The 15,791-nt window shown below is 43.9% G+C and carries 10 protein-coding genes; 4 read left to right on the forward strand and 6 right to left on the reverse strand.

From position 1 onward, the window contains the following. The first annotated feature begins 38 nt into the window (after window positions 1-38). Together OSC7112_RS25315 and OSC7112_RS25320 are read left to right on the forward strand one after the other, a co-directional pair. A complete protein-coding gene (locus OSC7112_RS25315) occupies window positions 39-479 on the forward strand; it encodes a KTSC domain-containing protein (RefSeq protein ID WP_015178565.1) in 441 nt (146 codons plus the stop codon). Between the two features lie 420 nt (window positions 480-899). Then, complete coding sequence (locus tag OSC7112_RS25320; protein WP_015178566.1) at window positions 900-6,413, forward strand: ATP-binding sensor histidine kinase; 5,514 nt, start codon at window positions 900-902, stop codon at window positions 6,411-6,413. 244 nt (window positions 6,414-6,657) lie between these two features. Here the strand turns inward: OSC7112_RS25320 and OSC7112_RS25325 are convergent, their stop codons facing one another. Beyond that, window positions 6,658-7,869 carry an acetate kinase gene (locus tag OSC7112_RS25325; RefSeq protein ID WP_015178567.1) on the reverse strand — a complete coding sequence of 404 codons (1,212 nt, stop codon included), beginning with the start codon at window positions 7,867-7,869 and terminating at the stop codon, window positions 6,658-6,660. A 228-nt stretch (window positions 7,870-8,097) separates the two neighbouring features. Between OSC7112_RS25325 and psaK the strand changes: the two genes are divergently transcribed. Then, window positions 8,098-8,358 (forward strand): photosystem I reaction center subunit PsaK, encoded by a 261-nt coding sequence (gene psaK, locus OSC7112_RS25330; protein WP_015178568.1) that lies wholly within the window; start codon window positions 8,098-8,100, stop codon window positions 8,356-8,358. 45 nt (window positions 8,359-8,403) lie between these two features. On the opposite strand, the gene OSC7112_RS25335 is transcribed toward psaK, so the two are convergent. The 4 genes from OSC7112_RS25335 to OSC7112_RS25350 form a co-directional block, all read right to left on the reverse strand. Beyond that, complete coding sequence (locus OSC7112_RS25335; RefSeq protein ID WP_015178569.1) at window positions 8,404-9,042, reverse strand: histidine phosphatase family protein; 639 nt, start codon at window positions 9,040-9,042, stop codon at window positions 8,404-8,406. A gap of 135 nt (window positions 9,043-9,177) precedes the next feature. Beyond that, window positions 9,178-9,870 (reverse strand): DUF3226 domain-containing protein, encoded by a 693-nt coding sequence (locus tag OSC7112_RS25340; protein WP_015178570.1) that lies wholly within the window; start codon window positions 9,868-9,870, stop codon window positions 9,178-9,180. Further along, entirely contained in the window at window positions 9,863-10,867 is a 1,005-nt protein-coding gene (locus tag OSC7112_RS25345; protein WP_015178571.1) for an AAA family ATPase, read from the reverse strand. Before OSC7112_RS25345 ends, OSC7112_RS25340 begins: the two co-directional genes overlap by 8 nt. 144 nt (window positions 10,868-11,011) lie before the next feature. Beyond that, entirely contained in the window at window positions 11,012-13,486 is a 2,475-nt protein-coding gene (locus tag OSC7112_RS25350) for a phosphoketolase family protein (RefSeq protein WP_015178572.1), read from the reverse strand. A gap of 1,075 nt (window positions 13,487-14,561) precedes the next feature. Between OSC7112_RS25350 and OSC7112_RS25360 the strand changes: the two genes are divergently transcribed. Beyond that, window positions 14,562-14,798, forward strand: coding sequence for a DUF5615 family PIN-like protein (locus tag OSC7112_RS25360; protein ID WP_015178573.1), 237 nt, complete (start codon window positions 14,562-14,564; stop codon window positions 14,796-14,798). A gap of 220 nt (window positions 14,799-15,018) precedes the next feature. Here OSC7112_RS25360 and OSC7112_RS25365 read toward each other — a convergent pair whose 3' ends face one another. Further along, on the reverse strand, window positions 15,019-15,267 hold the full coding sequence (locus OSC7112_RS25365) for a hypothetical protein (protein WP_015178574.1): 249 nt from the start codon (window positions 15,265-15,267) through the stop codon (window positions 15,019-15,021). Window positions 15,268-15,791 lie beyond the last annotated feature (524 nt).

Raw genomic sequence — 15,791 nt, forward strand, 5'->3', positions numbered from 1 at the left:
GGGAGATATTGACGTAAAATCAATTTTTGACAAATCCCATGAAACTATCCAAAATAGACTTGAGCAACGTATTAGCAGTTGGTCACTCTAACGGCCAGCTAGGACTGTTAATCGATCGGGGGGAAGAAGTCGAATTTATTGAAATTGCCGCTCCCGAAGCTGCAATGCAAGGGCTGCAAATGGTTGATTTCATCGCGAATACAGATTCAACAGAACTCAGTGCTGGTATAGAATTAAAAGAAATTGCTTCAAGCAAAGAACCAATTGCGATGATGTCGGTAGATTCCGAAATGGCTAGATCGATCGGATACGACGAAGAGGAGCAAGTTTTGCAAATAGAATTTAGCAGCGGGTCAGTCTATCAATACAGCGATGTGGAACCCCAAATTTGGGAATCTCTGCAAGATGCTGATTCTACAGGCAAATTTTTTAACTCCGAGATTAAAGGTTATTATTCGAGCAGGCGCGTAGATGACTAGCGTGTAGTTAGGAGTTGCACCTTTGGGCGGTTTGATTGAGGTGTGAGGCCTTCATTCAAGCAATATCCTAAAAGCTGAGATTGTTTTTTTTTCAGGCGCGCGATCGACTCTCACAGTAAATCCTTGCACAAATCCTGTACTTGTGCTTTTCTTTACGTAACTGCTGAGGTGACGAAACCCCGAGGGTGCTTTTGTCACCTCAGCAGTTCTTTGCTGTCAAGGCGTGTCTTCCCACACATCCCAAAAGATATCTCTTGAGCGATAATGAAGAATAACATAGGATTTACGAAAAGAAACCCGATTTACACGAAAAAATCTTGGGTTTGTCAACGACTAGCAACAAAGAAACCCGGTTTCTAGCGCGCCGCGCGTCAGTCCTGTAACATTGACCAAGCACACCTAATTTCAGAGAACCCAACTATGATGGCAATTCCCGGCGTTGCAGTTCTCGCTCTCATTTATGAAAGCAGCACTTCCCTGGTTTACCGCGGCCACAACGAGCAGAACAACCAACCTGTTATTATCAAACTTATCAAAGAAGACTATCCGACTCCTGAAGAACTGAATAGATACAAGCGCGAATATGAGATCACTGCCAACTTAAGCCTGTTGGACGGAGTTGTGAAAGTGTATAAGTTGCAACAGGTTAGAAATAGTCTGGCAATGATCTTAGAAGATTTTGGCGGGGAATCTTTAAAAATATTTATGGGTTCCCAAAAATTTACCATTTTAGGATTTCTGACTACGGCCATCAAAGTTGCTGAAACTTTGGGAGAAATTCACGGAAAAAATGTAATTCATAAAGATATAAATCCCTCTAATATAGTTTTTAATCCAGCTACAGGACAAGTGAAACTCATAGATTTCAGCATCTCAACAGCATCCAACCTAGAAAAGATTCCCAATAAAAATCCCAATTTTTTAGAAGGCACTTTAGCCTATATGTCGCCCGAACAAACCGGCAGAATGAACCGGGTAGTCGATTACCGCACCGACTTTTATTCCCTCGGCGTGACCTTCTATGAAATCCTGGCAGGACAACTCCCTTTTCCCACTACAGATCCCATGGAGTTAGTTCACTGTCACATAGCCAAACAGCCAGTACCTCTCGTTGAAATAGCCCCTGAAGTTCCTAAAGCTGTTTCAGATATTGTGATGAAATTGTTAGCAAAAACCGCTGAGGAGCGCTATCAAAGTGCTTGGGGGCTAAAAGCCGATTTGGAATCCTGCCTGTTTCAGTGGCAAACATCTGGGGTTGTTTCTGAGTTTCCTCTCGGCAGCCAAGATATTTCCGACAAATTTCAAATACCTCAAAAACTTTACGGCAGACAGCGAGAAGTTGAAACTCTTTTAGCGGCATTTGAACGGGTAGCAGCAACAAATAATCGAGGCTACCGCACCGACGATTCTCAAATTTCAGTCATCAAAAAAGAACTCAAATCGAAAAAAGAAATTTCCTTGTCAGTCCTGACGAGAGGACAGCATAAATCCCGCAGCGAGATGATGCTGATTGCCGGTTATTCCGGCATTGGCAAATCTGCAATGGTGAAGATTTTAGACAAACCTATTACCCGCAGGCGCGGCTATTTTATTTGGGGAAAATTTGACCAGTACAAGCGAACTATTCCTTACTCTGCAGTTGTCAGCGCTTTTTCGGAATTGGTGCGGCAACTGTTAACTGAAAGCGAGGCTCAATTAGCAGTTTGGCGCGAAAAACTCCGCACTTCCTTCGGTCAAAACGGACAAATTATTATTGATGTAATTCCCGAAGTTGAACTAATTGTCGGAGCTCAGTCTCCTGTAGCTGAATTGGGACCGACGGAATCTCTGAACCGCTTTAATTTAGTATTTCAAAATTTCATTCGCGTATTTTGCCAGCCCGAACATCCGCTGGTCATTTTTCTCGACGATTTGCAGTGGGCTGATTCGGCTACTCTCAAATTGATCGAATTGATGATGACAGATGAAGCTACGCAATATCTGTTTTTAATTGGTGCTTATCGAGATAATGAAGTTAGTCCTACTCATCCTTTAATGATGACTGTGGAGACGCTGCGAAATCAGGAAGCTATCATTAATGAGATTGCTTTGTCGCCGCTGGGGGTGGAAAATATAACTCATTTGATTGCGGAGACTTTGCACAGCGATCGAGAATCTGTCAAACCGTTAGCGGAATTGGTAATCAGCAAAACAGACGGCAATCCTTTTTTTGTCAATCAATTCCTGCAAACATTGTATCAGGAAAACCTGCTAGTTTTTCACCCGCCACAGTCGGGGAGCAAGGGCGGCTGGCATTGGGATATGACTCAAATTGAGCAGTGCGCTATCACTGACAATGTAGTAGATTTGATGGTACAAAAATTGAGGAAACTGCCAACTTCAACGCAGCAAGTTTTGCGTTTGGTGGCTTGTTTGGGCAACGAGTTTGACTTAAATACTCTTTCTTTAATTCATGAAAAAGAAGCGTCGGAAACTTTTTCTCACCTGTTGCCCGCGATTAAGTCGGGACTGATTCTGCCAACTTCGGAATTGGAAAGCAAGTCATTAGATTACGTGCTGTTTCCGCTATTAATTCTGAATTATAAATTTTTGCACGATCGGGTACAGCAAGCCGCTTACGCTCTGATCGACGACTCGCAAAAAAAGGCAGTTCATCTGAAAATAGGCAGGCAAATCTTAGAAAACACTCCGGCTGAATATCGCGCTGACAGAATTTTTGAATTAGTCGATCACTTGAATGTGGCTCGATCGCTAATTAAAGACGATCGAGAATTAATTGAACTGGCAACGCTGAATTTAGACGCCGCCCGCCGAGCCAAAGATGCCACTGCTTATGTTGCGGCCTTGCAGTATTTGACCGCAGGCATGGACGGTTTGAGCGCCGATATTTGGGATGCCCACTACGATTTAGCCTTTGCCTTGCATATGGAGCGGGCAAATGTTGAGTATTTAAACGGTTATTTCGAGAAGTCTGAAGAATTTATTAATATAACTCTGGAAAAAGCGCGATCGCCCTTAGAAAAGGTAGAAATTTACAACCTGCTGATCGTGCAGTACACCCTGCGGGCGAAGTACGAAGAAGCCGTTAAAGCCGGAATCACAGCTTTGGACTTGCTAGGCATTGACTTACCGCTAGACGGGCTACAAAAAGTCATATCCGAAGAATTTGCAGCAGCCACAAATATTTTAGCCGGGAGAGAAATAGCTTCCCTAATTGACGCCCCCGAAATGACTGTACCCGACAAAAAAGTTGCAGTCAAATTAATTACAAACTTGCTCACATCGGCGTACCTCAAAAATCCCGACTTGTGGAAAGTCAGCGTTTTAAAAGGAGTCAATCTTTCTCTACAATACGGTTTAGTACCCGAAGCCTCTCTTTGCTACGCTGGCTACGGTATGTTCTTAAACGCAGTTTCGGGAGATTACAAAGCTGCGTATCAATTTGGCTTACTATCGCTGAATCTCAGCGAAAAATCTGGCAATATCGGCTTGAAGTGCAGAGCTTGTTCATCCCTGGTCAGTATTTTTTATTACTGGTTCAATCACATCAAAGATTCCCACGCAATCAGCAATGAAGGATATCAAGCAGCCTTAGAATCAGGAGATTTAGAGTATGCGGGTTATATCCTGTCCAACCGCATAGCTAACTACTTTTTTCAAGGTAAAGAAATCTCGCAAATTCTGCTCGACACGAGCAGGTATTTGCAGTTCAGCCAAAAAACCAAAAATCAGCTCGTAACCGATATATTATTAGGGGTAGAGTTAATCCTGCGTAACCTGAGCAAACTAACTCCTGAAAAGTTTGTATTTGAAAGCGAAGATATCAGCGAAGCTGAATACGTACACAACTGCCAAGCTCATCAAAATTTGTACTCGCTCTGCCTTTATCAGATTCGCAAATGCCAGGTAATGTACTGGTACGGCAACTTCAACGAAGCGCTACAACTAGCTTTTGAAGTAGAAAAACAGCTATCTTTTATTACCGGAGCGATACCCGCTACCGAATGGAATTTTTTCTTTTCTCTAACTTTAGCCGCCGTTTTCCCAAATGTTTCAGAAGACAAGCAAAAGGAATACTTGGAAAAGTTAGAGGAAAACCAAAAACAGATGAAAATTTGGGCAGACAACTGTGCCGAAAATTTTCTGCACAAGTACCTTTTAGTACAAGCAGAAATAGCAAGAATTTCCAAGAAAGATTCAGAAGCTGTAGAACTGTACGATTTCTCTATAAATTTAGCTCAAGACAATGAGTTTGTCCAAAATGAAGCGCTAGCTAATGAACTAGCAGCTAAGTTTTGGTTGAGTAAAGGCAAGTATCAATATGCCAAAATCCACTTGCGCGAAGCTCACTCGTGCTACTTGCGCTGGGGTGCAGTTCGCAAAGTAGAAGATTTAGAACAGAAGTATCCGCAGTTGCGGGAAATGACGCCGATCAACGGAAGTTTTAACAACAATCAAACTACCACAACTATTCATACTTCTACTGGCAGCGATGCGAGAGTGCTGGATTTGGCAACGGTAATGAAAGCATCTCTGGCGATTTCTAGCGAAATTGTCCTCGATAAGTTGCTGGCTTCTTTAATGAGAATCTCCTTAGAAAATGCGGGTGCTCAATTGGGTTTTCTAATTTTAGTCAGAGATGGTCAACTGTTGATTTCAGCTAAAGCGTCAGTATTTGCTGAAGATGTAGCTGTGCTGCAATTTACGCCTGTTGAAGACTATCACGATTTACCTGTGACAGTGATTAATTATGTGGAAAGGACTCGCTCGGATTTGGTGTTGAGCAATGCGGCGGCTGAGGGACTATTCACAGCCGATCCTTACATCGCTAAACACCAACTCCAATCTATTTTGTGTACTCCAATCATCAATCAAGGCAAACTGATCGGCATTCTTTATTTAGAAAACAATTTGACTGTCGGAGCATTTACTCCCCACAGATTGGAAGTTTTAAGGTTGCTTTCTTCCCAAGTCGCTATTTCTTTGGAAAATGCTCTGCTTTACAATTCGGTGGAACAGAAAGTGCAAGAGCGGACGCAGGAGTTAAATGAAAAGAACGAGCGTTTAGAACAAACTTTGCGCGAACTTAAACTAACTCAAGCTCAATTAATCCAAACCGAAAAGATGTCTAGTTTGGGGCAAATGGTCGCTGGTGTAGCTCACGAAATTAATAATCCTGTAAGTTTCATCTACGGCAATCTTAATCCGGCTAGCGAATACGTTAAAGACTTGCTAAAATTGATTGCTCTTTACCAGCATCACTATCCAGAACCGGCTGATGAAATTCTAGAAGAAATAGAAACAATTGAGCTGGAATTCTTGAGCGAGGATTTGCAAAAGCTGCTGGATTCCATGAAAGTAGGTGCGGAAAGAATCCGGGATATTGTGCTAAGCTTGCGGAATTTCTCGCGCCTCGACGAAGCGCAAATGAAGTCGGTAGATATCCATCAAGGCATCGACAGTACGGTGATGTTGCTGCAACCGCGCCTGAGAAAAGAGGGCGGGCGTTTGGGAATTGAGGTGATTAAAAATTACAGTACGCTACCCCTAATTACTTGTTATGCGTCTCAGTTGAATCAGGTATTTATGAATATTTTGACAAATGCGATCGATGCTCTCCTGGTAGCAAGAGATTGCCCGGAAGACTGTCATCAACAGCCTACGATTACAATTTCAACAGAGGTGACAGACAGGAATTCTGCCATAATTAGAATTGCCGACAGCGGGCCGGGGATGAGCACTGAGGTGCTGCACAAGATATTCGATCCATTTTTTACAACTAAGCCCGTGGGTTCGGGAACTGGTTTGGGATTGTCTATTTCTCACTCGATTGTTGTCAGTTCTCATGGCGGGAAATTGACTTGCGTTTCTGCACCCGGAGAGGGGAGCGAGTTTATTATTGAAATTCCGATCGCCCCCAAACAAGTTTTGTAATCGGCGCTAAGCTAATCCGCATTTAAATTGCATAGTAAAATAAATCTTTCCCTTTGTGGGGTGGGCCCGAAAGCCCGCCCTCAACATACAAATTAAATGCACAACAGCTTATCCGATAAAGGAGCCCCCGAATTTATCCGTGGGGTAAAGGCTTCAATCTCAAATCTCAAATCTCAAATCTAAAATCGATTGACCCTTCTGCGAAGCTGAGTGGGCATCGCTGTTGAAGGAATTCATAAATAAGTTAGTGATAAAGTTTCCAGCATTCTCGCGCAATTTCCCAATCTTCCTGCGTGTGAATTACCAAAATTCTCACCGCTGAATCCACTGCCGCAATATCTCGATCGAGGGGTGACTGTTGATTTTTCTCCCCATCCAATTTTAGCCCGATAAATCCAAAAGCTTCGCAAGCAGCAGCCCGTACAAGAGCAGAATTTTCTCCAACTCCCGCCGTAAAAATTAAAGCATCCAACCCTCCTAAACTCGCCAGCATGGCACCTATTCCGGCACGCAAACGGTGGATGTAAATATCCAAAGCAAGTTGAGCTCTCTGATTGCCTTGGACGATCGCATCTCCAATCTGCCGCAGATCGCTAGACACCCCTGAAATCCCTTTTAAACCAGAATTTCGATTGAGAATACCGTCAAGTTTCTCGGCAGTTAAATCGGATTGTTTTAACAGATGAATGAGAATGCCTGGATCGATCGAACCCGATCGACTTCCCATCATCAAACCTTCCAAAGGCGTAAATCCCATCGTCGTGTCAACACTCCAGCCACCGCGAATGGCTGCCAGAGAACATCCGTTGCCCAAATGACAGCTAATCAACCGCAAATCTGCCAAATCTTGACCCAGAATATCGGCGGCCCGACGCGCGCAATATTGATGGCTAATCCCGTGAAAACCGTAGCGCCGAATCCCATTTTCCAGCCATTCATAGGGGCCTGGATAAACAAAGGCTGCGGGCGGCAATTGTGCGTGAAAAGCTGTATCAAATACTGCTACTTGCGGCACATTTCCGAGGTTTTTTTCAATCGCTTCGATACCTTCGAGGTTGACCGGATTGTGAACGGGGGCGAAAACAGATAAACGGGCGATCGCCTGTTTAACATCCGCCGAAATTAACGTACTTTGCTGATAATCTTCCCCGCCGTGTACGACGCGGTGGCCGACAATATCAATCTCCTTTAAATCATTAATTGTTTGAGTTTTTCCCCTCCAAAGACTCTCCAGCATTCGAGAAATAGCATCTTCGCGAGAGTCTGAGGCAAACTCATCTTCAAGCCGATCGTCTTTTGCTGTTTTGACTTTCAACTCTGCTATACCCTGCTGGTGAGTCCAATCAATTTGAGCCTCCCAGAGGGGTTGCAAAGGTCGATCGGGCAGGACATTGTTTAACTCGTAAAGACAGCTCTTTTGACTGCTAGAACCCCCATTTAACACCAGTATTTTCATGCTTTATTATGTCCTGTTGATTCGTTCTTTCGATCGCGAGGCGATTGAAATCGCGTTTTGTCAAACTTTCCTCCGCCTGCACAGACTAAGAAATCTTGAGTTCCTGGGAAAATTATTAAGAATTATGTCGAAAAATTAACTCTTAATGCAATGTGTAGCTAACAGTTGCATTTTTTTGATATATCTTCTAGGCAGATTTTCATTTAGTAAAGTTTAAGGAGCAGATCGATGTTTACACCAATTTTACTTGCCACTGTCGCCAGAACCGTAGAGTGGAGCCCTACAATCGGTTTGATTATGATTCTTTGCAATATTTTAGCTATTGCGATCGGCAAATCAACCATCCAAAATCCTCACACAGGCCCAGCAGCGCCCTCCTCGAATATGTTCGGCGGCTTGAGTTTGGGTGCGGTTGTGGGAACTCTCTGCTTCGGTCATATTTTGGGAGCAGGTACGATTTTAGGATTGTCTTACATAGGCGCGATTTAGTTTCAGACGCTCCGGGTAGGCAGTGCGCGCACCCTACCCGCAATTTCAAGTACCGGGTAAATTGCGGAGAGTTTCATCCATGTACGATCGATCGCCCAAAACCTCCAGCAACGGGCCGCGAACATCAAACTGGACAATACTGACAGAAGCTGCTAAAGCGCTAATGCGATCGCGATAACGTCCCAAATCAATCCCCAACAAACTGCACAGAATAATCCGAATAGTGGCTTTGTGGGAGACAACCAACACATTTCCATTCTTGTATTTTTCCTCAATTTCTGCAATAACTAAGGAAGCTCTACTGGCAATTTGCACCGAAGTTTCGCCGCCGTTTGGTGCATTCCAAGCAGGTTCAGTCAGCCAGTTAATATAATCTTCTGTATATTCTTTTTTGACTGATTCTAATGTTTTGCCTTCCCACTCACCGTACTTAATTTCCCTCAGTCCGTCGCGAAGCTGCATTTCAATTCCCACAGCATCGCACAAAGGTTTTGCAGTAGCAATTGTGCGTTTCATCGGACTGACATAAACAGCATTCCAAGGCAATTTTGCGTAAGTGGCTGCAAATTGTTCTGCCATTTGAGAACCTTCGGCTGTTAATTCTGGGTCGAGGTCGCCGCAGAAACCGCCAGTCTTGCTGTAAGTCGTTTCACCGTGTCGTACAAAGTAGATTTTTAAGCTCATATAGATATCTTATTTGCTTAGCGAACAGGATTTTTTTTTACCGCAGAGGGCGCAGAGGGCACAGAGAGAGAAGAGAGAGATGACTAATTCCGATACCTACGGGTTTGATCTTAATTGTATGTGAATTTTGTCATCTTAACAAAAGAGTTTTAAAAACTCTTTCAAATCATCGAGTGCAGGATGTTCCCAATCCCAAATCTCTTTTTTGTATTCCATAACATAATCAAACCGCAACATACTGCAATATTTTTCAGCTTGTTTCTGATGCTGCTTTGAGCAAGTATCATACCTAATATAGTTGCTAATCCAAAATTTATCAAAATCTTTCTGCTTGATTTTCTTTCCCTCCTTTTCTTCTATGCAACTTCTCCAGCTATTCAAACAATCAGCATGAGGTGATTCTCTAGCCTTTATTGCCTTTAAAAGCGTTTCCAGTTCACCTTTACCTCCAACATTTGTAAAGTAACAAGCCAATTTTGCCTTTGTTCCATTATCTCCACAAATATCTATAAATTGTTTAGTGTTTGACAAAGTTTTAGCAGATTCAAACACCTGTTTTATACATTTATTTACGAATTCCAGCCGCTCTGCCTCTGAATAGTTATCAATATCAATAATAATCCCAATTTTTTCTATATCTCTTTTTTGAAGGTCGGCTTCTAAAGCTTTTAAAGTAGTGATTAACTTTGTTTCGCTCAAGCCTTCCAAACGTTCATAATCATCTATATAAATAGGTTTTTCTACCAGGATATCGCAGTTAAGTTGGTCAACCATTGCCTGCATAAAAATTGCATCATTTTTACTTTCTACTATGACAATATTACTCACCTCTCACTCCTTTTTGATGCTCTAGTGCGTAATTCAAAGTTTCCAAATCGCGCCGGATGCCGATTATTTGATCTGTTTTCGGTTTCTTGGCTAGTTCAAAATATGCGCTGCTACATTCCTGATTTGGTTCTAAACCAACATCAGCAAATGCTTGAAGCATCTCTAAACTGTGAGTTGTAGCAAAAATCTGGGTATCCAGTTCAACTGCCAACCGAAATAAAATTCTCCAAAACTCCCGCTGGTTTGTATAGTGTATGCCATTCTCTATTTCATCGATTAGCAGGATTTTATGTTCGCTGTTTACCAGTTTCAAGATAATGTCTGCAACTCTGTTAATTGCATCTCCGAATAATGGAAGAGGCAAACGCTTTTCTCCTTTTTTTCTCAAGTACAGCGTGGGTTCCCCAATCGAAAAACTCTCTACTGATTCTATAGCCGGATCGATAACTTGAAAAGCTTTTAAAACTTCACTATCTTTATCATCCAAACGGGCGCGATCGTATGCTTCTGTGAGTTCTTTTCCCGAAATCCTGATCCAGGAGGGAATGATTGGTACTTCGTCAAGAGAACTGTAATAACGCATTAAACCTTGGGCAGAAACCTCTGTTAATGACCAAGTAGATTGGTCTTCGTTTCTCATGAACTCAAAATTTATCTTATATCTAACTGAATGAATTTCTACTTTAATTTCTAATCGCTCGGTGTTATTGTTGTCGTCTTTGCCAATAATTACTATAAATCTATCTTTTATTTGTGCATAAAATAAGTTATCCCATGCTCTATTAGGCATGGCTTGTAGGGCTTCTGATGGCTCTCTTCTCAGCACTCTTAGCATTGCTAGAATGGTAGGGTCTGGAGCAAAATTGAGAATAAGTGCTTCTAGCAAGGCTGTCTTGCCGGCATTATTTTTACCGCCAATTAAATTGACTCTTTCAAAACCAGAAATTTTGATGTGCTCAAAACACCTAAAATTTTGGATTTCTATTTCTTTCAGCATTACAGATCCTGTTGAATTAATCTAACTCATCTGCGTTAATCTGTGTTAATCTGCCTGTATCTGCGGTTAAAAAAAGAGAATTTGTTAACCGCAGATGACAATAGATTAACGCGGATTCACGCAGAGGTGGAGAAGCGATCGCACCTAGCCCGGTGCACCCGATCGCACGCTTTGATCTCCTGTCGCCGCCGGATCTTTCGTTTCCTTCGGCGCTTCCGACGAAACCGCGCCCGCGTGCGGCCACTTCCAGTCGCGGATTTCCGGCATATCATCGCCGTGTTCGTTGATATAGTGCCTGTGTTCGATCAGCTTGTCGCGGATAGCTTGTTTGCCGTAAGCTGCTACAGAACTCAGTTTGGGAACGCGATCGAGTACATCTCCAACTAAATGGAATCGATCGAGGTCATTAATCACCACCATATCAAAGGGCGTCGTAGTCGTTCCCTCTTCCTTGTAACCCCGAACGTGAATATTCGGGTGATTTGTCCGGCGATAAGTCAAGCGGTGAATCAGCCAAGGATAGCCGTGAAAAGCAAAAATCACCGGCTTATCTTTCGTGAACAAAGTATCAAACTCCTTGTCAGACAAACCGTGAGGATGTTCGCTAGAGGGTTGCAGCGTCATCAAATCCACCACATTCACCACCCGCACTTTTAAATCGGGATAATCTCGGCGGAGAATGTCAACCGCAGCCAAAGTTTCCAGCGTCGGAATATCACCCGCGCAAGCCATCACCACATCCGGTTCGCCGCCTTTATCGTTGCTAGCCCACTCCCAAATGCCGATGCCGGCCGTACAGTGTTTAATCGCAGCATCCATATCCAAATACTGCAATGCAGGCTGCTTCCCTGCAATAATCACGTTTACATAGTGGCGGCTGCGGAGACAGTGATCCGTTACTGACAGCAAAGTGTTCGCATCCGGCGGCAAATAAATCCGCACAACCTCGGCTTTCTTGTTAATTACGTGGTCGATAAAACCCGGATCTTGGTGAGAAAAACCGTTGTGGTCTTGTCGCCAAACGTGAGAAGTTAGTAAGTAATTCAGAGAGGCGATCGGTCGGCGCCAAGGAATGTGACGAGTAGTTTTCAACCACTTGGCGTGTTGGTTGAACATCGAATCGATGATGTGAATAAACGCCTCGTAGCAGGAGAAAAAGCCGTGGCGTCCCGTCAGCAAATAGCCTTCCAGCCATCCCTGACACATATGTTCGCTGAGGACTTCCATCACCTGGCCGTCGGGGGAGATGCGATCGTCTTCGGGCAAAATTTCCCCCGCCCACATCCGGTTCGTCACTTCAAACACCGGATCGAGGCGATTTGAGGCCGTCTCGTCAGGCCCGACAATGCGGAAATTGGCGTTTTCCTGATTCAGTTTCATCACGTCTCGCAGGAAGCTGCCGGAAACGCGGGTTGCTTCTGCCATTACAGTGCCAGGTTTTGGCACGTCAACGGCGTAGTCTTCAAATTTCGGCATTTTCAAGTCTCGCAGCAGCAGGCCGCCGTTAGCGTGGGGATTGGCCCCCATGCGTCGAGATCCCTTGGGTGCGAGTTCTGCTAATTCGGGAATTAACTTGCCCTTTTCGTCGAAGAGTTCTTCCGGCTTATAGCTTTTCATCCAATCTTCCAGGAGTTGGACGTGTCCGGGCTTAGAAGCCATTTCCGAAAGCGGGACTTGGTGCGATCGCCAATAATCCTCAGTTTTCTTACCGTCAACTTCCTTCGGCCCCGTCCAGCCTTTGGGAGTTTTCATCACAATCATCGGCCACTGGGGACGGCCCGAATAGCCCTCCGTCCGGGCTTTTTCCTGAATCGCCTTAATTTCGCCGATCGCGGTATCGAGAGTTGCAGCCATCAACTGGTGCATGGTTTCCGGGTCTGAACCTTCCACCCAATAAGGTTTGTAGCCGTAACCGACCATCAAACTTTCCAATTCCTGGCGCGGAATGCGGGCCAACACCGTCGGATTGGCAATTTTGTAGCCGTTCAAGTGCAAAATCGGCAACACGGCCCCGTCCCGAACCGGGTTGAGAAACTTGTTAGAGTGCCAGCTAGCAGCCAAGGGGCCCGTTTCCGCTTCTCCGTCGCCGACAACGGCCGCCGCAATCAAATCGGGATTGTCGAAGACTGCCCCGTAAGCGTGGACGAGGGCGTACCCGAGTTCGCCGCCTTCGTGAATCGAACCGGGGGTTTCCGGGGCGACGTGGCTGGGGATACCGCCGGGAAAGGAGAACTGTTTGAACAGCCGTTTGATACCCTCTTCATCTTCGGAAATGTTCGAGTAATATTCGCTGTAAGTACCTTCGAGATAGGTGTTGGCGACCAAGCCCGGCCCGCCGTGTCCGGGGCCTGCGATGTAGATGGTGTTGAGGTCTTGGGCTTTGATGATGCGGTTGAGGTGAACGTAGATGAAGTTTAGCCCTGGAGTGGTGCCCCAATGTCCGAGGAGTCTCGGTTTGACGTGTTCGATTTTGAGGGGTTCTTTGAGTAGCGGGTTGTCGAGGAGATAGATTTGTCCGACGGATAGGTAGTTTGCCGCCCGCCAGTAGGCGTTCATTTTGTGTAGTTCTGAGTCGGAAAGCGGCTTTAATTGCGGGATCTCGGTTGTTCCTAGCATCATCAGCGATTGACTCCTAAGTTGTGGTTGTTTTGTAAAGTGCGATCGAGAAGTGCGATCGATATTAATTTGTTATCTGTGACATTTTGTATTTCAACTCCATGTCTTCCACGAAAACTATTGAATTCTAGCTCGTTTCTCTCTAAATTAAAGTTTAAATCAATGTTAATTTCTGGCTAAACATCGCACAAGTTTGAGGAAAGAAAAGCGACCATTTTAGGGGATCGAGGAATTCAGCAATAGAAAATAAGGTTTACACGATAGTTTTCGTAGATTGTGCACTGTGCACCTTATACGTATGTGCTGCGGGTCGCCGGATGTGCTGTGCAAGTCCCCAAAAACATACTTCTCAAGGTAGAAGTCATCATGATTTATACCTGAAGTTGATTTTACTTTGTACCGGCAGATGGCTGATACCGGTTATCCAAAAAAATCCAACTGTAGGCAATATCCCAAGCTTTATGTCCTCAGTCATTCCCAATTTTAAAATCTAAAATGTAAAATGGTATGACTCCTTTTATCTTAAAGTTTTTTATGTTCGTTTAAGCTCAGGGTAAAAGGGTGAGCAATTTTTATAATTTACAGATTTATCAAGAATTTAAAAAGATATAGCAATGCTATTGCATTTGTGCACGGGCTTTTTTTTATTAACCGCAGAGGCGCAGAGGGCGCAGAGGAAGAAAGCAGAGAGAAAGGAATTGCATATAATAGCAAAGACATACAGAATTCATAAATCAAATAGCTTCTATGACAATCAAAGAATTAGAAGCAAAACTCCTAGCCTTAACGCCAACAAATCAAGCTATAATTATCTAATTATTAACCCAAAACTTAGCTAACACCTAACAATGAATTAGCCAAACTCTCAGTGTATGTGGCGCTGAGGCTTGTATGAAAAATCGTCGCCTTCGTGTTTGAATGCTGGTGAGTTTTCGCCGCTTGAGTATCAACGAATCCAAACTCTTAGATAAGTACCCCACACTAACAGCTACTGATTTAGGAAATGCCTGGACTTATGCGGCGGCTTTTTCAGATGAAATTGAAATAGATACCGGCGAGAATGACCAGGATGGAGATAATGGCGCGTGTTCATACTTACGAACAATTTCCCAGAGTGGTTGTAGAATTGCTGGGCCCTATGATTCATAATATCGTGACAGTGCAAGCAGCCGGAAAGGATAACCCAAAAAATCCTGACGAAGAAGTGCTAGCTTTTGCAGTCAGTGAAAATCGAGCAGTTTTAACTCTAAATCGCCGTTATTTTATCACACTGCACAGCTTACAGTCCGATCGTGCTGGAATACATTGTCTGTAGGGGAGAGGATGATTTAACACAATGGCTGGTAACATTAATCAGGCTATTTCCTCACTTGAAACATTAACAGGTCAAGTGATTTGAGTCGATCGCACTCTCGGCACGATCTATATCTTAAGCGATCGCCACAAAGTAACCTACAGCAATCTCAATCCGAAAATCACTGCATCGGTTTGATTGCTGGCTAGATGCCATCGCCGATATTTCCCGCTGAAAAAACCTAGGAGGCGACTAAAACAGGAGACTCTGAAATCCGGCAAACATTGGACACAGTTGGCTGCTGCGAAACGACTCGCACTTCGTGAGGATAGCGGGGACGCGGGTCATTTTCTAACCAAATGGGCGGTACCATCATGACTTCATAGTAAGCGATCTTATGCAAAACCCCTGGCTGGGACTTCAACTCCACTGTTAAGCCCGCTCGGTACTCAAATGCTTCTTCCCAGTCTAGGTTTTCATTGATACCCATAGCGATCGCGCCTCTTAATCTTGTTTCTTTTCTCAATTGTAGGGCACTACATAAAGCATTGGGTACTTTCTGTTGCTTATGATACAATTTTTAACCTTATATGTTCGTTCCCTGACAATTTAACAGAGAGGAGAAATTGTCAATAAGTAAATAGGATGATTTTGCTCACGGGTAACAAGTAAGCCCAAAAGCTAGCCTTGACAAGAGTTTGAGTTGAGATGTCTCAACAAAAATAGGGGCGGGCGAACCGCACAGACGTTTATGACACAAAGGAACAGAAGAGAAGAGAATTTTAAGGACGGAAGTACAAACCTATTTTTGCCCTGTTGTCTAGTGTTTTACAAATAAAGAAACTCGGTTTTTTTAATAAAGCGGGTTTCTGGATGAGTGAAAACTAAACTAATTTCAATTGGTTTTCTTCTTTGTCGCAGTCGCCGTATTTTTAGGTAACTGCTCACCGCAACTGCGTTGCAGTATCGCAAATGGAGCCACAAATGGTGATGGAAAAATTTGCGCGTTTTGTA

Origin of the sequence: Oscillatoria nigro-viridis PCC 7112 (assembly GCF_000317475.1) — a bacterium.
GTDB lineage: Bacteria > Cyanobacteriota > Cyanobacteriia > Cyanobacteriales > Microcoleaceae > Microcoleus > Microcoleus nigroviridis.

Bases quoted from the DNA above. Each gene is read 5' to 3' on its own strand.
- OSC7112_RS25315 (WP_015178565.1), top strand. From the start codon at position 39: ATGAAACTATCCAAAATAGACTTGAGCAACGTATTAGCAGTTGGTCAC.
- OSC7112_RS25320 (WP_015178566.1), top strand. From the start codon at position 900: ATGATGGCAATTCCCGGCGTTGCAGTTCTCGCTCTCATTTATGAAAGC.
- OSC7112_RS25325 (WP_015178567.1), bottom strand. From the start codon at position 7,869: ATGAAAATACTGGTGTTAAATGGGGGTTCTAGCAGTCAAAAGAGCTGT.
- psaK (WP_015178568.1), top strand. From the start codon at position 8,098: ATGTTTACACCAATTTTACTTGCCACTGTCGCCAGAACCGTAGAGTGG.
- OSC7112_RS25335 (WP_015178569.1), bottom strand. From the start codon at position 9,042: ATGAGCTTAAAAATCTACTTTGTACGACACGGTGAAACGACTTACAGC.
- OSC7112_RS25345 (WP_015178571.1), bottom strand. From the start codon at position 10,867: ATGCTGAAAGAAATAGAAATCCAAAATTTTAGGTGTTTTGAGCACATC.
- OSC7112_RS25350 (WP_015178572.1), bottom strand. From the start codon at position 13,486: ATGATGCTAGGAACAACCGAGATCCCGCAATTAAAGCCGCTTTCCGAC.
- OSC7112_RS25360 (WP_015178573.1), top strand. From the start codon at position 14,562: ATGGCGCGTGTTCATACTTACGAACAATTTCCCAGAGTGGTTGTAGAA.
- OSC7112_RS25365 (WP_015178574.1), bottom strand. From the start codon at position 15,267: ATGGGTATCAATGAAAACCTAGACTGGGAAGAAGCATTTGAGTACCGA.